This is a genomic window from Butyrivibrio sp. CB08 (assembly GCF_003625485.1).
In the GTDB taxonomy this organism is placed as follows: Bacteria; Bacillota; Clostridia; order Lachnospirales; family Lachnospiraceae; genus Butyrivibrio.
This window is the reverse complement of sequence record NZ_RAIR01000001.1, coordinates 355,297-375,795: the sequence shown is the minus strand read 5'-3', so window position 1 is coordinate 375,795 and position 20,499 is coordinate 355,297. Positions and strand designations below refer to the sequence as shown.

The following is a 20,499-nucleotide window of genomic DNA, read 5'->3' as shown; positions in this document are numbered from 1 at the left end:
TTATCCTTTCACTGCTCCTGCTGTCATACCCTCAACCATGAACCTGGACGCAAATACGTAGAATATCGCGATCGGCGCCAGACAGATGATAAGGGCCGCAAAAATGACCTGTACAGGAAATTGTGCTGAACCTGTCTTTGCTGAAAAATATATGGGTATTACTGAAAGTGGAAGCTTGGCTTTATCTGTGATAAATGTCATAGCAAGCTGAAGCTCATTCCAGGACAGAAGGAAAGTCTGAATAAGTGTGAACGCAAGTCCTGGCTTTGCAAGGGGTAGCATCACGTAGATAAATGATTTAAAGTTGCTCCCACCATCTATATATGTTGCCTCCATTAGTGCATCAGGCAAAGTATCAAAGTAGTTTTTCAACATCATCAGGTTGAAACACGTGCTAAGTGCAGCATAAGGAAGAACTACTGAAAAACGGCTTCCCAGCATTCCAAACTGTTTTACAGTCATGAATACCGGAAAAACAAGGGCTGCAGTTGGCATCATCATCCCCATAAGAAGTACATAGTAGAGAATGTGTTTACCTGGAAATTCGAGCTTTGAGAAAGCAAATGCTGAAAGAGATAAAACAACAAATACGATCAGCAGAACGCTTCCTACAATAAAGCAGCTGTTAAAAAAGTTCTTGTGCAGTGTCATGGAATTAAATACTACTGAGTAGTTCTTAAATCCGTTGACTGATAATGATTTTCTGAACATCACGATCAGGGGATACATAAAGATGAGGCAGGCAATAATGCAAAGGATATGTATCACCAGATCCTTGTTGTGTTTTTGTTTTCGTTTCATTTCAACTCTCACGGGCGCCACCTTATCCTTTCTCCTGCTTGTAATAGATCCTGAGCTGGACTGCAGTTATTGCCATTGCTATTACCAGCATAAGCGTTACAACTGCTGAAGCCTTACCCTGATTGAAGGTTTCAAAGGAAAGGGTGTTTATGTATGTGGAGAAGAACTCCGTCGCATGATTAGGGCCGCCTCCTGTAAGTACGTAAGGTATGTCGAAGGTTTTTAGTGAGCCGATCATGCCCATGATAAAGATTGTGAAATGAGTGCTTCGAAGCATAGGGAAGGTTACGAAAAAGAACCTCTGGAGACGGCTTGCGCCATCTATGTCCGCAGCTTCGTATACTTCTGTGGGGATGTTGAGCATTCCTGTGTAATAAACAAGCATGCTGTATCCGGTCCACTGCCAGATGTTTACTATGATGACCCACATGGTTGCCAGTGCAGGTGTGGCAAGCCACGGGAGCGCCAGTGAATCAAGGTGGGCGCTCCGCAGCATTTCATTTAGGTAACCTTTGTTGGTCTCTAAGATCTTGGAAAAAACCGAACCAACGATCGTAGGTGTAGCAACAATTGGCAGATATATCAAAGTCCTGTAAAGGCCTGACATCTTTAAACCGCTTCGCATAAGGCTTGCGAAGAACATTCCCAGAATTCCCTGAATGATGATCGTGGAAAAAGAGAACACCAGGAAATTTATAAGAATACGAATCAGAATCGGATCCTGAAAGAGTTCAATATAGTTCTGAAACCCTACCAGCTTCATTTCCTTGCTGATACCATTCCATTCAAAAAAACTGATCCTGACATTATATATGATCGGGTAAACAATAAACGCAGCGAATAATAACAGCATGGGAGCAACGTAAAAGTAGTTGAGCATTTGCCTTTTACGCATTTGCATTCCTCCTATTCTGTTTTTAGCGTGCTACGCTTTCTGATACCTGCTGGATCTTGGCAGCTGCCTCTTCAGGTGTTACATCACCAAGGGCAAGAGCCTCAAGCTGATCACATACCGCTGTTGAAAGCTCAGCGTACTGGATACCTCTTACGCCAGCAACGTTTGTCTTACCATTTTCTACAATGTACTCAAGGTTCTTCTGTCCATCCTCGCTAAGACCTTCTACATGAAGCTCCATATCGCTTAAGGTTGGCATGTACTCAAGGTACTGATTAACAAGAACATCCTGACCTGCAGTTACAAGATAGCTCATCCACTTGAAAGCTGCGTCCTTAACCTTTGACTCAGGATTCATGCAGAGGATAACGTCTGTAGATGCGGTAACTGGTGCTACCTTTCCGTCGTCGTTCCAGTCAATAAGGAAGATATCGTGATCCTTGCCTTCTCCGTTGAAGTTAGCCTTTGTCTCCTCGTCGCTTAATGTGTACATGTTCATAGCCCATGAACCATTAGCAAACATTGGGATGCTTCCTTCACGCTGGAACATATCATTAACTTCGTTGTAAAGAGTCATGCTGATGGCACTATCCTGGAATACTCCGTTGCTAAAGCTGTCCTGCCAGATCTTAAGTGACTCTATGATTGGCTCTGACTCGAAGGACTGCTTACCATCGATCGCATTGTAAAGAGCGTCTCTGTCAACATCAGCTGCAATTGTCATCCACATGTCAAGGTTAAGCCATGAATCCATAGCTCCAATAGCAAGTGGGAACTGTCCGTTTGCGCGAAGTGTCTTACATGTCTCTAACATCTCGCTGTAGTTAGTTGGGATCTCACAGCCGTTTTCCTTCATCATGTTTACGTCTGCCCAAAGGTATCCGGCGTAGGTCTGTCCAAGAGGAAGACCGTATGTATTTCCGTTGCCATCATTTACATTGGCGAGACATGATGCAAGGAACTTGTCCTGATAGTTGTCTCCCCATGTCTGCTTACAGAAAGGAGTAAGATCTTCTTCGAAATCGCGGAATGCTTCGAATGATGCTCCTGCACTGATTCCGAATACGTCAGGACCCTCTCCTCCCATCAGCTTTACACGAAGCTGATCCTGATGTGAGCTTGAACCAACGTACTGATACTCAACATCGATATCTGGATTTTCTTTTTCGAACTCATCAATAATCTTGTAAATTGGGCTGTCTGGTCCTGAATCTGCAGGATTCCAGGTCTGGAAAGTTACTTTTGTCTTTTCAACTGGAGCCTGTGAACCGCAGCCGGCAAGCATAACCGGGCACATAGCCATAGCTAAAAGCAATAATGCACCTTTTTTCATAACTCAATCTCCTTTTTCCGTTTTCCGTTTTTGTGACATATGTCTTTGATGGTTATATTATTGCTTACGCCCTAAAGTGTTATATAGTGCAATTTTATCCTCGAATGTGTCAATTTTAGCAGTGGCATTTTATATATTTACCAAAACGCAAAAAGACCCACAGGAAGAATGGCCGTAAATAGCCTCTTCCCTGCAGGTCTTTATCTCTTATTTAAGGTCGTACTCAAGCTTGACTGTGATTGTTGCAGTTTTATGCTGTGAGCTTGTGTCAAAAGCTCCGTCGTAAGAATAGCTGCTTGTTCCTGAGTTCTGAGCTGTTATCTGGAACACGCCAAGACTTGAGTTCTTGAGCTTGCCAAGCCTTGCTCCGGAGTTCTTGGCAATTATGTCTATTCTCTCTTTTGCATTCTGAGATGCCTTGTCGATAAGATCAAGTTTAAGGGCATCAAGGTCTGAGTAGTAATACTCAGGGTAATCTGACTCAAGCTCCACTCCTCTGTCAAGAAGGCTTGAGATATCTCTTGAAATCTTCTCAACTGTCTCGATGTTTCTTGAAGATACTGTCACGCTCTGGGTGAGCTTGTAGCCATCCTCTTCTGAACCAACGTAGTTGCCGTTGGCATCATATACATCCCTGTAGGTCCTTCTGATATCAACAGCGCTGAATACAATCTCATCCTCAGTAATATTGTTGTTCTGAAGATACTTCTTAACCTCGTCAGCGTCTGACTTGATCTTGGCATAAGCTGCCTGTGAGCTGTAGTCAACAGCGCTAAAAGAGCCTCTCCAGATAATGATGTCTGCATCAAAGTCCACACTTGCACTTCCTGTTGCAGAGATAACGTGGCTTGACTCAGACCTGAAATGAGAAAGTCCAAATGCAAGAGCTATACAGCTAAGAAGTACGCATACTCCGATAATAAGCGCGCTTAAAAATCCCGTTTTCTTTTCCATACTTTTTTCCTCCATAAAACTCCCCTTTTTAAAAAAACTATGGATTAATTATAGCACAAAAGCGCCCAGAAGCTTAACATTAAGCTCCTGGGCGAATAATTTATCACATATCTTCAAACACTTCCAAAATGGCGTCTTTAAGGTCTTCTGAGACGTCAGCTCCACGAAGCCACTTGGTGAACTCCGAAGGAGTCTTAGCATTAACTGCATCGTAGATCATGTCCTTGGTTCCGATCTCGATATAAGCTCTCTCAAGGATATCGAAAACTTCTGATACGTGGTCGTTGCCAGTAAGGACAACGTCAGAAATCACGATCTCTGCGCCCTTTCCTGTTTCCACGCTCTCAAGAGTTACGCTCTTCTTTTTACCAGCTCCGAGGATTGTAATAACATAATCTCTCCTCTCTGGGATCAGCGAAAGGTCTCCCTGTGCAGGTTTAACTTTTACTGTTACAGCACCGCCAGCCTCGTCATAGCTGCACTCAAATGTTGTTGTTGCAAAAGCTCCCTTTTCAAAGTCCATGGAACATCCGTCATCCTCGTAGAGGGTGTAGCTTCCATCAGCACCTGCTGCCACCACTAGCTCAAGACAGGTCGGATTATCTGTTCCATTCTCAGCACTGTCCGGTGCAATAGGAAGTATTGTTCCTGCTGCCATAAGAACTGGCATGTTGTAAATATCCCTGTAGAGCTTTCTCTTTTTGCCGCCTACATATACTCTTCCGCTAAGAAGGTCAACGTATCTTCCTTCAGGGATCAGCATGTTAACAGCTGAGAGCTTGAGCTTATCATCTAAAGGCTCAGTAATCGCTCCCACATAGAGGCTCTCACCAAAGCCGTACTCATTTGGAACGCGGTAAGACTCTTCATCGCTTGCATGGTCATAGTACATAGGTCTTACAAGAGGCTTATCCTCTTTGTACGCCCTGTAATTTTCTGTGTAGAGGTAAGGCACAAGTCTGTGACGAAGGCGCAGGAACTTCCTCATGGCGCTGTGGTATGGCTCATCTATTACCCATGGCTCCTTGTTAAGGAATGGGCTGCAGCTTGAGTGAAGTCTCATAATAGGTGAGAATACGCCAAACTGAATCCACCTTATAAGCCTCTCATCGTCCTTGTCACCCATCATGTGACCGCCAATATCATGGCTCCACCAGCCATATCCAACGTTACTTGATGTGCTTGTAAAGTAAGGCTGGAATGCAAGGCTCTTCCAGGAGCAGACTGTATCTCCGGAAAATCCTATTGGGTACCTGTGGCTGCCAGGACCTGCGTACCTTGAAAAGATCATAGGTCTCTTATTTCTCTTTTCCTGGTCCTTGTAGTGATAGTGATTAAGAAGAATAAGAGGATCCACATCTCCTGGCTTTTTGCCAAAGCCCTGCTGCCAGTCGATCCACCAGAAGTCCACGCCGTCATCTTCAAATGGATGCATCAGTTCTTCGAAATATGTGTCCCTGAATTTCTCATCTGCAAAATCAAATTCAACCGCTTCCTCAGTTACAGGATCTATACCCATCCTCTTTGCAGCCCTCTCGTACTGGTCCTCGAAGGCCCTTATTCCATCAGCAGGATGAAGGTTAAGTGTTGTAGCAAGCTTGTTGTCCTTAAGCATCTTAAGGAATCTCTTGTAGTCAGGAAAGAGCTTCTTATCCCAGGTGTAGCCGGTCCATCCGGTTCCGTACTTGGGATCAACCTCAGTGAGGTGCCAGTCCATATCTATTACAGCAACTGAAAGAGGGATCTCCTCCTCTTTGAACTTCTCAACTACTTCCTTGTAGCTCTCCTCAGAATACTTAAAGTATCTGCTCCACCAGTTTCCAAGAGCATATCTTGGAATAAGTGGAGTCTTGCCGCTAAGCTTATAAAAGTCCCTAAGTCCTCCGTAGTAGTCCTTGCCATATCCAAAGAAATAAAAGTCTGTGGTGTTCTCCGCTCTGTTTGTGAAGCACTGAAGCTCCTCGTCAAACACAGGGCTGTCGCCATCATAAAGTACTGCGAATCCCTCTTTTCCAAAGATACCAGGGCCAAGAGGAATAGAGCCGTCTATGGTATCCAGCGTCCTTACTGTGCCAGACAGGTTCTGTCCTGAATTGTTGTACTCAAAACTGTAGTGATATGTTGTACCATAATTCTTAAGCTCAATTGAAAGTCCGATAGATGAAAAGGGCTTCTCATCATACTTAAGAAGCAGCTCATCTGTCTCAACGGTAAGCCATCCTCCCTCATTACTTACCTTAGTCTCAACATCCTCAAAGTCCCTGTTTACTACAGTTCTTGAGAGCCTGTCCTCAAAGCAGCCCTCCTTACTGTACTCGAACCTTACGAGTCTGTCTGTCAGCACAGTGATCCTGTACTTATCCCCAGTTATTACCTTGCTCATGTTCCTTCTCCATTTACTCAACTTTTATAATATATGCGCCATTTGCCGGCACCATAATATTCAAGCATCCATCCGCAGAAGTCGCCTTAAATGCTGATCCAAACTCATCTGCATCTGAGCTCGCTCTGCCAGCGCCGATCTGCCACAGGGGAACAGATATCTCTTTTTCCTGATCCTCCATGGATATAACGCCGATGTACTTCTCATCATTCATAAACCTTGCTACCACAAGGATCTTGCCATCTGTTAAAAGAACCTTACGCCCGCCCTTTGCAAATGCAGGAACGTTCCTTCGAAGCTCCGCCATGCGCTTATAGAGATGATAGAACTTATCCCTCTCTTCCCCGGTCTTATCCCAGGGCATAGGGAATCTACAGCCGGAGTCATTCTCCGTATGTCCGTCAATTCCAAGCTCATCCCCGTAGTAAATGCATGGGATTCCCGCATATAACAGGTATGACAGCACCACGCCCCTGTATTTGTCAAAAGAGATCTCGCTGTAGTTGTGGACTCTTGGCACGTCGTGACTGTCAAAGAGATTCATCTGGCAGTCTGCTATAGCCTGAGGAATAACGGTGTAGTGGTCATTGCTCCTGCATACCACATCCCTTGCTGTCATCTCATATTTAACCTTCTTTATCTCAGGGCTCCTCTCTAAAAAGAGATCCGGAAGTCCTGCAAACTGTCTGACAATCCTGCCAAAGCCGAAGTAGTTCATTGGGGTATTCCAAAGTCCCCCCTGTAGATACTCACTGCAGTCAGCCCAGTGCTCGCCGATGATGATGGCGTCCTTTTTAACTGACCTGATGGCATCGCAGACTTCCTGCCATACTTCAGAAGCAAGCTGGACATCATCGTTTTTCGCAAACACATCCGCAACATCAAAGCGCCATCCATCGATGTTATAAGGGGCTTTAAGCCACTTTTTCAAAACGCTGTTTTCGTCTCTGTATATGAGGTCTCTAAGCTCCTCATTTCTGTAATCAAGAACAGGAAGAGTTGGAAGGTCCCACCAGCCAAGGAGGGATCCGTCTTCCTTTTTGAAGTAAAACTCTCTGTGGTCAGTGGTCCACTTATTCTCAATACCTGTGTGGTTTATGGAGATATCAAGAACAAGCTTTAAGCCAGCCTCGTGAAGCGCTGCAGACAACTCTGCCAGAGCCTCATCTCCCCCAAAGTGCTCATCTACATGGAAGTAGTCATTGCAGTCGTACTTGTGGGTTGAGTAGGAAGCAAATATGGGATTTAAGTAAACCGCTGTAACTCCAAGGTCCCTAAGGTACGGTATCTTCTCTTTTACCCCATAAAGGTCTCCGCCAAAAAAGTCCATGCCATGGCCCTGGTCGTAAGGAAGGGGCCGCAAGTTCCAGTCAGAAATCTTCGTTGGAGTATGTCCCCTGTAGGTGTACTCGCCGGTCCGTACAGTAATGCTCTCATCGCCATTGCAGAACCTCTCGGGGAATATCTGGTAAAAAACTGCGCCGTCAACCCAGTCAGGTTTAACGTAATCAGCCATGATAACAAAGTCGTGTTTGTAATCAGGTAGGGTCGTAGTTACCCCAGCCTGAGTGTAAAAATATGCCACCGTATCTGTGGTTATTACAAAGTGGTACTGAAGCCTTGGTTCGTTAACCTTCACATTAACCTTGTAATAGTCGAGCCCACCTTCAGTCCTGTCGTATTCCATATTGAGGTAAGCCTCTGCTCCGTTAACCAGTCTCCAGAGGAGAACATCTTTTACCGCATCGTCATGCAAAAACCTGACGAAGATTGTGATCTTGTCGCCAATTCCGGGAGCGGTATTACTGACAAATGCGCTGGTTCCATCACTATAGATACTAAGTGTAAAATCTCTCATCAAACTGCCCTTAACCTCTCGTTAACCCTTCACAGAACCTGACAGTCCCTCCACATAGAACCTCTGAAGCCAGATAAAGAGAATGACTATAGGCACTGCAACAATAACTGCGCCTGCGGCAAACTGAGTGTAATAGGTGTCGATACGTCTGAAGTCTGTAAGCCAGTAAAGACCTACTGCAACCGTGTATGAACTCTGCTTGTCGCCAAAGAGCATGCTTGGGAAAATGTAGTCTGACCACGCTCCCAAAAAGGCCCCAAGTACAGTATACACGATTATTGACTTGGACAGTGGCAGAGTTATGTGTGTAAAGATCTGAAGCCTTGATGCACCATCGATGATGGCAGCTTCATCTATAGCCTTAGGAATAGTATCAAAAAATCCCTTGCTGACATGATAGCCCATGGCTGCACCTGCTGCTCCAACAATGATAAGGGCAAGGAGGGACTGATTAAGTCCAAGGCCCTTTAAGATGTTGTAAACCGCAATAAGTGACATAAAGCCAGGGAACATACCAATGATCATCAGCACGTTCATAAAGGCCTTTCTTCCTGTGAACCTGGTCCTGCTAAGAGTAAAGCTGGTACCAAGAACAATCAGCGTGTTGCACACGCAGCTGGCTGCAGCCACGATCAAAGTGTTGACCCACCATCTCCTGAAGGGGAGAACTGCGTCTGCGGAAAAGAGCTTTAGGAAGTTATCAAATGTAAATCCATGAGGGATGAAGTATCCAACATAGTAGCCCTGCTCTGCTCTGAAAGCAGTAAGTACGATCCAAAGGATCGGGAACATCCAGATGATCCCAAGGATAGTAAGGGCGATGTAGCCAACGTTTGTCTTGGTCATCTTCATGACCATCACAAGGGTAAAGTATGCAGCCACAAGACCTATAAAGTAGCCCGCCATAAGGTCCTTATTAAGGAACCCATTTGCAAGCCCTGCCTTTTCAAGGATGGACTTGGTGCTGAACATAAGGAGTGTCCAGGCTGCTGTTGCTACTGCCTGAATGACCATCCATGCCTTTATGCCCTGTACTGTTGTTTTAACTGCGCTAAGCGCTCCCAGCAAAAGAGATATCACTGTAAGTACTACTGCTGCGTACAGAAGCACTACTGCCTTTGATGAGGCGTCTGATGATATGAGCCTTCCAAAAAGCGAGATGGCGCTATAGCTCTTTTCCCCGGTCCTTGCAAATGGAAGGAGGAGACTTACTACGCCTATAACTGCTCCTATGAGGCTCTTTAACTGATAATCTAAATTTAAACCTATGACTGTTTTCCTGTTCATTACTGGAATCCCTCCTCGTTCTTCATGGCTCCGGATCTGGAGAAAGAAATTAGGGTGAAGACAGCAGAGATAGCAAAGATAATGATTCCAATGGTTGCAGCCAAGTTGTAATCATTGCTGTCCTTTGTGAGCTTGTAAAGCCACGTAACAAGGAGGTCCGTTTTTCCAGCGCCCTTAAAATACTCTAAGGTATTGGGCTCACCACCAGTCATAAAGTAGATGGTGTTAAAGTTATTAAAGTTGGAAATAAGGTTTGCTATTAAATATGGAGTTGTGACGAACCACATGTAAGGGAAAGTGATCTTCCTAAACATGGTAAAAGGTCCTGCTCCATCAAGTTTCGCGCTTTCGTAAAGTTCCTCCGGGATGTTCATAAGGATTCCGCTGACCATGAGCATGGTAACAGGAACTCCGATCCAGAAGTTAACAAGGATAACTGAAAATCTTGCCCAGGTGGTATTTGAAAGAAATGGAAGGGCCTTAACGGTAAATCCCCACTGCTGGAGAAGTACGTTAAAGATTCCCCTCTCGCCCAGCATTGTAGCCACAACGCGGAGGGTGATAAATGAAGGTATCGCCATGGTGATGACGAAGATGGTGCGCCAGAATTTCTTGAACTTTATACCCTTTGAATTGATGATCATTGCAAGGACCATTCCGCCAAAGTAGCAGGTAAAGGTAGCTGCAAAGCCCCAGATAAGGGTCCATCCAAGAACTGGCCAGAAGGTTGCTGAAAGTCTGTCTCCCGCTGAAAGGAGCTTGCCAAAGTTCTCAAGTCCCACCCAGTCAAAGAGGTTTCCCGGAGGCTGATGCTCCTGGTCGTAGTTGGTAAACGCCATCAGGATCATGTAGAAAAGAGGCATTACCGTAAAGGTTGAAAGTCCCAGTACTGGAAGGGACAGTAAAAGCATGTGTACGTTCTCGTTGGTAAGACTCCTTATATCCTCTACAAGGGAGTTAACGTGTTTACCACTCTTTCTGCGGACTCTTGCATTTTCTCCTGAATGGATGGAAAAGAGCCACAGCGCTATGAAAGCTACTGAGATAACCACAGCTACAACGCCATAGAGAAGGATAAGCATGGAATTGTCACCGGGCTTTACTTCATAGATTCCGATAGCCTCGTTAAATTCCATGTGCTGAAGGCTCTCGCCAAGAGTTGTCAGATTAGCAAGGTTCCTGCCCCCAGCAAGAACCATGAAGGTTATGTAAAGAGCCTGCATAAGTGCAAAGAGAAGCCCTTTTCCGATCTGACCATTTCTGATATTGGCTAGTCCCAGAACAATGTAGGACAGCTTGGAAAAGATATCCCCTTTGGTAAAGATGGTGATGAAGTTTCGTTTTTTTGCTATAGAGTTCATAAAAAGAGTTCCTTTGGAAAATATGGGGCTGCTTAGACTGCAGCCCCTTTAGATATCAGTTGGTAAGTGTTCCTGTGATGCTGTCTACCAGGGCATCAAGCTGTGCCTGAAGGTTATCTTTTGTTACATCGCCGTAGTAGATGCCATCTCCGAGAGCCTTCATAGGATCCCAGTAATCACCCATCTTAGGGATGCTTGGCTGGTTTGTTGCAAGAGCAGCCTGGTCGTTAAGTGCTCCAGATACGATGTCTGCCTTGATGGCATCTGACTCTGAAAGAGACTTAAGTACAGGTACATCACCCTGCTCAGTGTATCTTGTAAGGCAGCTCTCAGGGCTTGCCATGTATACTGCAAGCTGCTGTGCACAGAGAGGATATGCAGTGTTTGACTTAACAGTGATAGTCTTGAAATCAACGAAGTTTGAAAGCTGAACTTCCTTACCTGCGATAGTTGCTGTTGGAAGAGCTACTGCTCCAAGCTTGTCTCCAAGAGAAGCCTTGTAGTCAGGTGCACTCCATGCGCCATCTGTGATAGCACCAAGGTTGCCTTCCTTGAAAGCAGCTCCGCCGACACCGTCAGCGTTCTCAAGGTACTTGTCGTTGTGAGCAAGATCGATCATGTACTCACCGGATGCAAGTCCGTTTGCGTTATTGAAGCTGCACTCTGTCTCATCTTTTCCGTCTGCTCCAAAAAGTGTGCATCCGTTTCCAAGGAAGAACATCTCTGCATACCATGAGTTTGTGAACTGTGTTGAGAAGTTCCACTTGCCCTCACCAAGATCCTTAGCCATCATGGTGTCGAGGTTCTTAACCTCATCCTCTGTGAAGAGATCCTTGTTGTAATACATGAAGAATGTATTTGGTGAGAAAGGAACTGCATATGTAAGGCCGTCGATTGTAACAGCGTTGATAGCGCTCTCTGGAAGGTCGCCTGCAATTGTGTCAAAGTCCTTGGCGATTGGAAGAAGAAGTCCCTTACCTGCCATATCTGCAACACCGCCTGATGGTGTATAGAAGATATCTGCTGCTGTGTCTGCATCTGTCTCAACTGCCTGAGGCGCTTCATCAATGCCAACTACTGCAATCTCGTATGTGATGTTGAACTCGTCATGAGCTTCATCGAATTTCTGAACCATCTGATCTGTGATATCCACTTCCTCTTCAGGAACCCAGATCTTAAGTGTTACGTCCTGAGTCTCTGCTGGAGCCTGAGCCTGTGCTGCTGATGCTGCATCTGTAGAAGTTGCTGCTCCTGCTGTAGCGCCTTCGCTTCCGCATCCAACAAGTGCTGACATGGTCACTACTGCTGTCATAAGTAGTGCGCTTAACTTTTTCAAATTCATTACCTGATCCTCCTAAATTTCATGATGAAAACGTTTTTAGATTTTGTCCCCTAATGCATTAGTTTCGTCAATTTGGTTAATCGCTTTACCAAGACTATAAATTAAAGGGGATTGATGGTCAATCCCCTTTTAGCCTTTTCTCTGTTTTGTATAAAAATATTGGTTAACAAATGGTTAACGCAATTACTGCTCTAACAGATTTCTTACTGAATGCCGCTCTGCCACGCGGATTGGAAGCCTTTCATCCGCTGTAAGATCTGCCTCTCCCCGTATCATTCTGAAGAGATACTCAGAGGCCTTCTCCGCCTTCATGTCAAAGTCCTGAGCAATTGATGTGAGCTTTGGTGTCATGTACTCACAGTTGGGCAGATTGTCAAAACCAATAACTGAGATGTCATAGGGCACCCTTATACCACACTGGGACAGCCCCTCGATAACTCCAAAGGCCACAATGTCCGACATGCAGGATACCGCGGTGTATCCGCCGTTTGAAAAGCCGATATCCTGTCCCACATCCACAGCGCTGTAGTAGGAAGACTCGCAGTAAAAAATGCTGCTCTCTCCAAACTTAACTCCACTTTCCCTGCAGGCATCGGTAAAGCCCTTGTAGCGCTCCCTGATAACACCGTCCTCTTTAAACTCAGGTGCTACCAGAGCCAGGTTCTTGTGTCCCTTGCCAATAAGGTATCTGGCTGCCAGGTATCCACCTCTGTAGTCCTCAATACCCACGTTAACCACGTTCTCTGTGGGGGAATAGGTATCGATAAACACTGCAGGAGAATCCAGGAGCTTCTTGATCTCCTTAACCTCCTCAGTAAATATTCCAAGGAAAAAGGTTCCATCAACGTTCCAGGAAGAAAGGAGTGGTATTATCTCTTTTGGATCATGGACACATCTCATCATGAGATAGTAGTCCTCGTTTCTGACGCACCTCTCCAGTGCTGCGATAATATGAGCATTATAAGGATTGGTAAAAAAGTCCTCGTCCTTTCCAAGGTATGGAACCACAAGGCCAATGATCCTGCTCTCTTTCTTAGCCAGTGACCTGGCCATGGCATTTGGCCTGTAATTGGTTTCCTTGATGATTTCGTTAACCTTGCGTCTTGTTTCCTCCGAAACCTTGTGGTTATTGCCATTTATTACGTTAGAGACCGTAGCCGTGCTGACTCCGGCCCTCTCTGCTATCATCTTAAGATTCATAATTCTCTCCAAGGCATACAAAAAACGCAGTTTTCCGTCTAGTATGCTCATCGCTTAAAAACAGTAAACATCTTACATTAAGCGGTTAACCATTTTTAACTATACAGAAAACTGCGTCCCGGTGTCAACTACAAATTGAACAGATTCATCTGCTGATACTTTTCTGGCAGATCGTTCATGTATTCAAAACACTCATCCGGCCTATGGAGCATCCCGCCCTCTTTGCAGATACGATTAAATACAGCCCATAGCTCTTTTGACCTGGGGCTTGCCACGTCGTAGCTGTTGCCATAGGTCCTGATATACTTGTCCTTAAGCCCAGGAAAATGCTTATCAAGGGCTTCATAGTAGTACTCTCTGTCACCTTCACGCAACGTCACTCCCATGCCAAAACAGATAACACCCTTAACACCAACTCTCACGCATTCGTTAAGGATTGCGCTCACATTCTCTACTGTGTCGTTGATAAAGGGAAGAAGGGGCGTGAGCCAGACTACTGTGGGAATCCCTCTCTCCTGCATCTTCTCAAGGACTTCTATGCGGCGCTTGGTGTTACAGACATTAGGCTCAATTATGCTGCAAAGCTCATCGTCGTAGGTTGTAAGTGTCATCTCCACAACGCACTTGGCCTTTTTATTTATCTCATCAAGGAGATCGATGTCCCTTAAAATCCTGTCGGACTTGGTCTGAATAGCCAGACCAAACTCATATCTTGATATGATCTCAAGGCATTTTCTGGTAAGCCCCAACTGCTCTTCGCAGTGCATGTATGGATCCGACATGGCGCCTGTTCCGATCATGCATTTCTTTCTCTTGGACTTAAGAGCCGCTTCAAGAAGCTGCGGCGCATTCTGCTTGACTTCAATATCTTCAAAGGGATGAGTAAACTGGTAGCACTTGCTCCTGCTGTCGCAGTAAATACAGCCATGGGTACAGCCACGGTAGATATTCATTCCGGCATTTCCGTTATGTGCAGTTAATATTCCCTTGGCGTCAACGAAGTGCATACCAACTCCCCTTTCTATAATCTATTATAAGCATATTTTTGCACATAATAAAAAGCGGACCGCAATCATCACTGATTTTGGTCCGTTTTGCCACATTACCATCTTCCTGGGATAAGCTTAAACAGCGCAGTATTCTTGTAGGCTATTGGACTGTCATACTCAAATGCCACAATGGCATCTTCTGTTGCTGTAATAGTCTGGAGCTCTGCATTTGTATAGGGATCTGTCACCCTGGCCATGACCTGCCCCTTAATGACGTTATCCCCTGCCCTGGCCAGGGTCTCAAGAAAGCCCGCTTCATTGGCCCTTACACTAATAAACTTCTCACTCTCAACCACTTTGGCTGTATAACCTGTAAATCCCTGATATTTGATTATCTTCTCTTTTTCAAGGAAAGATAAAACCGCATTCACACCGAGCCTTGCACTTATCTTATCAATCTTTTCTGTGCTGGATGTGTAGATTGAAAAGGCTTCAGTCTCCCATATCTGCCAGTTGTAATTTAAAGTGGCGGTATCAAAGGGTCTTGGTTTATGAAGTACTACAAAGGGAAGACCAAACTTTTTTGCCAGCTCTATATTCTCATTGCCGGTCTTCATCATCCTGACCTGGGGAACGAAATGTCCAGGCATGTAGAAGGAAGCAAACTGAATTCCATATTTGTAATCCTTGATTCTGTCAAATATCCCTCCAGCAATTCTCTGGGTAGTCTCACCCTTGTCGTAGCCAGGAAACATTCGATTAATATCAGTATTATCAATACTCCAGAATCTCTTTTTAATATTAACTGAATAGGGATTTCCACAGGGAACTACCATTATGGAATGGCCATCTGTGATCATCCCCTTTTCTTCAAGCTTTCTAAGCTCAGTTACCAGTAGGCTACAGGCATATATCTGCTGATACTCATTACCTCTAAGGCTCCCCATGACGCATACTGTTTTTTCTCCAGAGCCAAACTCATAGCCCTTTACTCTGAAATCATCCCTGTATAAACCTTTGAAGGAATAGATAAGTTCCTCTTTCATAAGTTGTTCTCCGTCAAAACTTTTTCTCTTAGTATTCTTCCCATAAGGGAGCCATCCTCTACCACAGGGTACTCTCTTACTGTGAAAAGAAGTCCATCCTCCGGAGCAAGTATTTCTGCCATCACATCTCCGCTAAGTGGGTTGATGATCCTCCCTACCAGCTCGCCAGCTTTTACCCTGCTGCCATGTTCTCTTTCCTTCATGTAGATCCCAGAGCATGGTGCGTTAAGATAACAGACATCCTCACCATCTGCATCATAAGCCACGATAGGCTTTTTGACCTCTCTACTCTCTCCTGTCCATATGCCAAGCTCTTTCATAAGGGAAAAGATTCCATCAGAAAGCTGCTGCCCAAAGGAACGGGTAATCCTCATTCCGACTCCCATCTCAACCACCAGAGTGTTGGTCTGTCTGCTGTTAAGGGAGTAGGCAAGGGTTGACTCAAGAACTGTGCTGGCTCCATGGACCCATATGAGATCCATGTTGGCTTTAGTGGCTATTGGGACAAGCTCTTTTGCATGTAATTCATTTATCCTTATCTGGGGAATTTCAGTAAGAAAGATATTGCTGGCATGGATATCTATTACAAGATCTGCCCCCTCAAGCTCCTCAACTATCTTTGATGCCATGAACTCATTCATGTCTCCCTCAAGATTGCCCGGAAAGATCCTGTTCATATCAAGATCAAAAGCGGGAATGCCTCTTGTTATTGAGTCTATTCCAAAGGGGTTCATGGCTGGGTATATATCAACGATGCCTCTTAGATCACTAGCTGACTGTCTTATGCGTCTTGCTATCTCAAAGCTTACATACTGCCCTTCCAGTTCATCTCCATGAATACCAGTGACAATGCATATGCGCTTTTTGCCATCACCCGCGCTCATTCTGTGTCTCTTTATTGCATATTCTTCATCTACAGGAAGTGGTATACGGACCACATCCTCTATGGATTCAATCAGTTCACTCATCTGTTTCCTCTTCTACGATTACGTTTATTTCCTGGTTCTGGGTAACATTCCCAGTAAAGATCCCCTGGTTTACAAGGCAGTCCGCATAGTCTCTGCCATTTGAGATCTTGATATATTCATCACCAACTATCTTTTTATTGGTGGGATCAAAGCCAAGCCACTTTTTGTCATGCCATACTTCCACCCATGCGTGGGATCTGCCTTCACCCATCATCATCCCTGTGACATATCTGCAGGGTATCTTGTCCATTCTACACAGAGACAGCATGATATGCGCGTAGTCCTGACATACACCAGTACCACCTGCAAAAGCCTCTTCAGCAGTGGTTTCCATACTGGTATAGCCCTGACCATATTTAAATGAACCATTAAGTCCATCCATAATGTGCAGGGCTTTTTCCTTGGCGTCTCTTAAATCTGAGAGTTTAAGTTGTTTGTAATACTCTAAGATACTGGTCCCTGGCCTTGTTATAGGGGTCTGATATCTATAAAGTCCCACTCTGTGTATCTCATGGGAGCTTTCATATTCAGAAAGACCTGTTCTGGCAATTCCAGTCACATCAAAGCCAAAGCTGTTGTGAAACTCATTGGTGTAACCAAAGAGAGTGATGTTGCCATAGGAATCCGTATTTTCACTTGTTATGTGATCCGGGTAAACAGATACCGACATCTTTTCAATACGCTGCATATCTGTATCGTGTGGAATACATTTCAGGGAAAAACGATGGTTGTTAACTGCTCCACTAAATGTCAGCTTCATGTGATACCCAAATTTGAGCGTTTTCACATTGAATCACCTACCAGTTTTTCAACAGAATCGATCAGTGCGTCATAGGGAACATCATCAAGCTGCACCAGATAGTTTACATACGCCATGGTTTTGGGACTGTACCTCATGGTGCTCTTGTCAATTCTGTTAGTCAGCCTTCTTGCTTCTCTTCTTATCTTCTCAGGAGGTTCCTTGAGTCTTGCATAAAGATCGATCCTCTCAACAAGCTTTCCGACTTTTATCATGTTCCTTATCTGGGACTCATCGATGTCATCATCTGCCATCCCCCAGAAGGCCACCAGATTGTCAGTCACTTTCTGAAGGCCGATAAGTGGAGCCTTTGAAATAGCTGCCTGGTTCATTGCATACACTGCAAGCTGAATGTATGACAGCGTATCACTTCCAATCTCTTCCCTAAGGACGATGGCATTGTCATAGGCTCTCATGAGATTTGAAAAGATGGAGTTTTCATCCTCAAGGGAAAAACAGTACTTCCTGCTAAAGTCTTCCTTGGACTCATAAACATTTGGGATATCCTGACTTTTGCAAAATGCCTTATACTCCAGATCATCAACATCGATCATTGTGTCAAACCTTGACTCAAAGATCTTGATGGTGGAGTAAACTCTCTCCGTATATCTGCCAAGCCAATATAGTCTGTCTGTGTTTTCTACTGAGATAATACCCATGTATCCTTGAAACCTCCTCCCTGTGAAGAATTGACGATGAATGAATCCGGGTTTCTGGAAAATCTGGTAAGTCCGCTTTTCCATACCATGGGTTCATCTGCCATAAGTACAAAAGCTCTAAGGTCTGCTTTTCTGGGAAGAAGCTGTCCCTTTTCCATGATGTCGATATCCAGAAAATCTATAACCTCCTGAGCTATAAAACGCCTTGGCTCCTTCTGAAGCATTTCTTTGAATCTGGCCTTTTCTTCCATGGTCATTTTGCTTCCAAATACAACGCCATAACCTCCAGCCTCAGCAACGTCTTTAAGCACAAGGTCGTCGAAATGCTCCATGACATACTTCATATCCTCCTCATAGTATGGAAGATACGTTGGGGCATTACTAAGGATTGGCTCCTCGCCCAGATAATAGCTGATCATCTTTGGAACAAAGTAGTAGATTCCTTTGTCATCAGCAACGCCATTTCCCGGGGCATTTATCAGGGCAACATTTCCTTTTCTGTAGATATCAAAGATATGAGGAATACCGATGACGGATTCCCTGTTAAAGTTCATCGGGTCAAGGTACTCATCAGAGATACGCCTGTAGACTGCGCCAACCTTCTCTTTTCTTCCTGAGTAATCAATGAAATACAGATGGTCGTTTTCTACGATGAGTTCACTTCCAGAAACCAGATGAGCTCCTGTTTTCTCAGCAAGGTAAGAATGTTCAAAATATGCTGCATTATATCTTCCTGGAGTTAGGATCACAGTATGTCCGCCAACATTTACATGATCCATAGTACGGCGCAGAAGATCCGCATAATTTCTGTTATCCTCTATATGCTTGCCTGTAAAGAGATCCGGAGCGCTTCGCCTTGAAATCTTCCTGGCTATCATGGGATAAGAAGCTCCTGATGGGATCCTTAAGTTGTCCTCCAGGATATACCAGTTCCCATCCTTGCCCTGAACAAGGTCAATACCGGAGATATGAGAATAAATTCCCTTTGGGGGCTTGATTCCTTCGCACTGGGGCAGATATCCGCTGCCAGCGTAGATGAATTCCTCAGGAACCACACCATCCTTAACAATTCGCTTATCGCCGTAGATATCATCAATGAAATGATTAAGGGCAACAACTCTCTGTTTGAGCCCCTTTTCCAGATAATCAAACTCCTTGCTGTCTATCACCCTTGGAATAACATCAAATGGAAAGAGCTGTTCTTTAAATTCATTGTTCTTGTAGATTCCGAACTTTACACCGTAGCGGGCAAGCTGCTCGTTGACATCTCCTGCTCCTGCGTATAATTCCATGTCTTCAACCCGCTCTTTTTTGCTGAATATGTCTGTGTAGGTTACCATACTCATTCCTCCTTCCCTTATTCTGTCCCCAGGTAAACAGGTGATGCATTTTTCTAACCAGCTGGTTACACTCAGGAAAATAGTAGTCTGCACCCGAATTGTTGTTGTCGCTAAGTGATATCTGAGTGTTTGTTCCTGTCATATTTTTCAGGTAGTCCACCATGTTCTGGACCGACGCATTTTTGCTGTATATCTTAAGATATGAAAATCCCTGGTACTCATCTGACGGATACGAAATAAGCTTAAGTTCGCTGGCAATTTCGCTTTGCTCGATATCTCTTTTCAGAGCTTCTATTTTCTCTGTCTCATCGATGCACATCATGTAGACAACAGGGTGCTCATGGGGTCTTTCTTTATTCAGATAATTCCTGTAGGGGGACTTGTGCATCCTTTCGTAGATATCTTTTTCAGCCCTGTTCTTAAGCTTTCTGTAGTAGATGATAAGCACATCCTCAAGGATCACTGTGGTAAATACGTTGAAGCTTCTTCGAAGGATAAACTCCTCTACCTGGCTGGCGTGGCTTGCTGAGATCACGTAGACCATTGGGTATCTGTTTTCTGCGATATCATATAGGATCGCTCCGTTCATGGCGATGATGGGAAGCTTTGGTCTTACGTCAGTCATACCTTCAAGGAACCCCGCGGGAGTTCTCATGGTCATGAAGGTTAAGTTGATGCCATCCTCCAGCATATTCTTTATGGACACCTGGCTATATGGGGTGAGTCCCCCTTCAAAGCCGTCCATTGATCTGTCCAGATTTGCCACGAACAAAGTCTCTTTATCCAGTTTTCCATGAATACTGATGGAGTTAAGGATCAGTCCGACAAATATCCCAATGAGAGTGTCAAAAGATCTGTTTAGAACGAATAAATACGGGCTCTCATCCATAAGATGATTGACCACTATACTTAGAAACACCACGCAGGAAAAGTATGACGCCTTCTTCTGACGGATCACGACGGTGGTGTAGATTATTGGGATCAGGGTAAAAGAGATTATGGCGTAATGTAAAAAGCTGTCTCCGATACTGGGGAGGCTCAGTTTTACAAGTATATAAATGAGTCCATACACTGCACCAATAAAGGTTCCTATGGTTCGCTGAAGAGCGTTACCAAGCGTGTTCTTGGTCTGATTCTGAATACACCACAAAACCGCCAGTGCAGAGTAAAATGGAGTCCCTTGTTTTCCTCTTAAAAAATAGATCAAAAAGCAGATTAGCACTCCAAGCGCCGATTTAATTATCCGCATTCCAATGCGGGGAAAGTGAATAGCATTAGATTTTT

General features: G+C 44.7%; 17 protein-coding genes. All 17 read right to left on the bottom strand.

What is annotated here, in order from left to right:
* Positions 1-801 carry a carbohydrate ABC transporter permease gene (locus D6855_RS01720; protein WP_120737408.1) on the bottom strand — a complete coding sequence of 267 codons (801 nt, stop codon included), beginning with the start codon at positions 799-801 and terminating at the stop codon, positions 1-3.
* A 22-nt stretch (positions 802-823) separates the two neighbouring features.
* Complete coding sequence (locus D6855_RS01715; RefSeq protein WP_120737405.1) at positions 824-1,696, bottom strand: carbohydrate ABC transporter permease; 873 nt, start codon at positions 1,694-1,696, stop codon at positions 824-826.
* A gap of 22 nt (positions 1,697-1,718) precedes the next feature.
* Complete coding sequence (locus tag D6855_RS01710; protein ID WP_120737403.1) at positions 1,719-3,029, bottom strand: ABC transporter substrate-binding protein; 1,311 nt, start codon at positions 3,027-3,029, stop codon at positions 1,719-1,721.
* 207 nt (positions 3,030-3,236) lie between these two features.
* Positions 3,237-3,983 carry an SIMPL domain-containing protein gene (locus D6855_RS01705; RefSeq protein ID WP_243111758.1) on the bottom strand — a complete coding sequence of 249 codons (747 nt, stop codon included), beginning with the start codon at positions 3,981-3,983 and terminating at the stop codon, positions 3,237-3,239.
* A 103-nt stretch (positions 3,984-4,086) separates the two neighbouring features.
* On the bottom strand, positions 4,087-6,366 hold the full coding sequence (locus D6855_RS01700; protein WP_120737399.1) for a glycoside hydrolase family 31 protein: 2,280 nt from the start codon (positions 6,364-6,366) through the stop codon (positions 4,087-4,089).
* Between the two features lie 13 nt (positions 6,367-6,379).
* The gene (locus D6855_RS01695; RefSeq protein ID WP_120737397.1) at positions 6,380-8,224 is read right to left on the bottom strand and encodes an alpha amylase N-terminal ig-like domain-containing protein; all 1,845 of its coding nucleotides are present in this window, start codon (positions 8,222-8,224) and stop codon (positions 6,380-6,382) included.
* A gap of 21 nt (positions 8,225-8,245) precedes the next feature.
* Positions 8,246-9,511: a sugar ABC transporter permease gene (locus D6855_RS01690; protein WP_120737395.1), complete on the bottom strand. Its 1,266-nt coding sequence runs from the start codon at positions 9,509-9,511 to the stop codon at positions 8,246-8,248.
* Complete coding sequence (locus tag D6855_RS01685; RefSeq protein WP_120737393.1) at positions 9,511-10,872, bottom strand: carbohydrate ABC transporter permease; 1,362 nt, start codon at positions 10,870-10,872, stop codon at positions 9,511-9,513. The genes D6855_RS01690 and D6855_RS01685 overlap by 1 nt, the downstream gene beginning before the upstream one ends.
* Before the next feature lie 55 nt (positions 10,873-10,927).
* Entirely contained in the window at positions 10,928-12,214 is a 1,287-nt protein-coding gene (locus D6855_RS01680; RefSeq protein ID WP_120737391.1) for an extracellular solute-binding protein, read from the bottom strand.
* A gap of 183 nt (positions 12,215-12,397) precedes the next feature.
* Positions 12,398-13,414, bottom strand: coding sequence for a LacI family DNA-binding transcriptional regulator (locus tag D6855_RS01675; protein ID WP_158589439.1), 1,017 nt, complete (start codon positions 13,412-13,414; stop codon positions 12,398-12,400).
* Positions 13,415-13,542: 128 nt separating this feature from the next.
* Positions 13,543-14,421, bottom strand: coding sequence for an SPL family radical SAM protein (locus tag D6855_RS01670; RefSeq protein WP_120737387.1), 879 nt, complete (start codon positions 14,419-14,421; stop codon positions 13,543-13,545).
* A 95-nt stretch (positions 14,422-14,516) separates the two neighbouring features.
* Positions 14,517-15,449 (bottom strand): M14 family metallopeptidase, encoded by a 933-nt coding sequence (locus D6855_RS01665; RefSeq protein WP_120737385.1) that lies wholly within the window; start codon positions 15,447-15,449, stop codon positions 14,517-14,519.
* Positions 15,446-16,417, bottom strand: a complete 972-nt coding sequence (locus D6855_RS01660) for a M14 family metallopeptidase (protein WP_120737383.1) — start codon at positions 16,415-16,417, stop codon at positions 15,446-15,448. The genes D6855_RS01665 and D6855_RS01660 overlap by 4 nt, the downstream gene beginning before the upstream one ends.
* The gene (locus D6855_RS01655) at positions 16,410-17,177 is read right to left on the bottom strand and encodes a transglutaminase-like domain-containing protein (protein ID WP_120737381.1); all 768 of its coding nucleotides are present in this window, start codon (positions 17,175-17,177) and stop codon (positions 16,410-16,412) included. Before D6855_RS01655 ends, D6855_RS01660 begins: the two co-directional genes overlap by 8 nt.
* A 23-nt stretch (positions 17,178-17,200) precedes the next feature.
* On the bottom strand, positions 17,201-17,875 hold the full coding sequence (locus tag D6855_RS01650; RefSeq protein ID WP_120737379.1) for an alpha-E domain-containing protein: 675 nt from the start codon (positions 17,873-17,875) through the stop codon (positions 17,201-17,203).
* Positions 17,857-19,215, bottom strand: coding sequence for a circularly permuted type 2 ATP-grasp protein (locus D6855_RS01645; protein WP_330546794.1), 1,359 nt, complete (start codon positions 19,213-19,215; stop codon positions 17,857-17,859). Before D6855_RS01645 ends, D6855_RS01650 begins: the two co-directional genes overlap by 19 nt.
* Positions 19,172-20,464, bottom strand: coding sequence for an FUSC family protein (locus D6855_RS01640; RefSeq protein WP_147368111.1), 1,293 nt, complete (start codon positions 20,462-20,464; stop codon positions 19,172-19,174). Before D6855_RS01640 ends, D6855_RS01645 begins: the two co-directional genes overlap by 44 nt.
* Positions 20,465-20,499: the final 35 nt, after the last annotated feature.

What these genes read in the sequence shown, in the direction of transcription:
- D6855_RS01700 (WP_120737399.1), bottom strand. Translation starts at nt 6,366, where the DNA reads ATGAGCAAGGTAATAACTGGGGATAAGTACAGGATCACTGTGCTGACA.
- D6855_RS01715 (WP_120737405.1), bottom strand. Translation starts at nt 1,696, where the DNA reads ATGCGTAAAAGGCAAATGCTCAACTACTTTTACGTTGCTCCCATGCTG.
- D6855_RS01655 (WP_120737381.1), bottom strand. Translation starts at nt 17,177, where the DNA reads ATGAAGCTGACATTTAGTGGAGCAGTTAACAACCATCGTTTTTCCCTG.
- D6855_RS01690 (WP_120737395.1), bottom strand. Translation starts at nt 9,511, where the DNA reads ATGAACAGGAAAACAGTCATAGGTTTAAATTTAGATTATCAGTTAAAG.
- D6855_RS01670 (WP_120737387.1), bottom strand. Translation starts at nt 14,421, where the DNA reads ATGCACTTCGTTGACGCCAAGGGAATATTAACTGCACATAACGGAAAT.
- D6855_RS01660 (WP_120737383.1), bottom strand. Translation starts at nt 16,417, where the DNA reads ATGAGTGAACTGATTGAATCCATAGAGGATGTGGTCCGTATACCACTT.
- D6855_RS01685 (WP_120737393.1), bottom strand. Translation starts at nt 10,872, where the DNA reads ATGAACTCTATAGCAAAAAAACGAAACTTCATCACCATCTTTACCAAA.
- D6855_RS01665 (WP_120737385.1), bottom strand. Translation starts at nt 15,449, where the DNA reads ATGAAAGAGGAACTTATCTATTCCTTCAAAGGTTTATACAGGGATGAT.
- D6855_RS01640 (WP_147368111.1), bottom strand. Translation starts at nt 20,464, where the DNA reads ATGCGGATAATTAAATCGGCGCTTGGAGTGCTAATCTGCTTTTTGATC.
- D6855_RS01680 (WP_120737391.1), bottom strand. Translation starts at nt 12,214, where the DNA reads ATGAATTTGAAAAAGTTAAGCGCACTACTTATGACAGCAGTAGTGACC.
- D6855_RS01720 (WP_120737408.1), bottom strand. Translation starts at nt 801, where the DNA reads ATGAAACGAAAACAAAAACACAACAAGGATCTGGTGATACATATCCTT.
- D6855_RS01705 (WP_243111758.1), bottom strand. Translation starts at nt 3,983, where the DNA reads ATGGAAAAGAAAACGGGATTTTTAAGCGCGCTTATTATCGGAGTATGC.
- D6855_RS01695 (WP_120737397.1), bottom strand. Translation starts at nt 8,224, where the DNA reads ATGAGAGATTTTACACTTAGTATCTATAGTGATGGAACCAGCGCATTT.
- D6855_RS01645 (WP_330546794.1), bottom strand. Translation starts at nt 19,215, where the DNA reads ATGGTAACCTACACAGACATATTCAGCAAAAAAGAGCGGGTTGAAGAC.
- D6855_RS01675 (WP_158589439.1), bottom strand. Translation starts at nt 13,414, where the DNA reads ATGAATCTTAAGATGATAGCAGAGAGGGCCGGAGTCAGCACGGCTACG.
- D6855_RS01650 (WP_120737379.1), bottom strand. Translation starts at nt 17,875, where the DNA reads ATGGGTATTATCTCAGTAGAAAACACAGACAGACTATATTGGCTTGGC.
- D6855_RS01710 (WP_120737403.1), bottom strand. Translation starts at nt 3,029, where the DNA reads ATGAAAAAAGGTGCATTATTGCTTTTAGCTATGGCTATGTGCCCGGTT.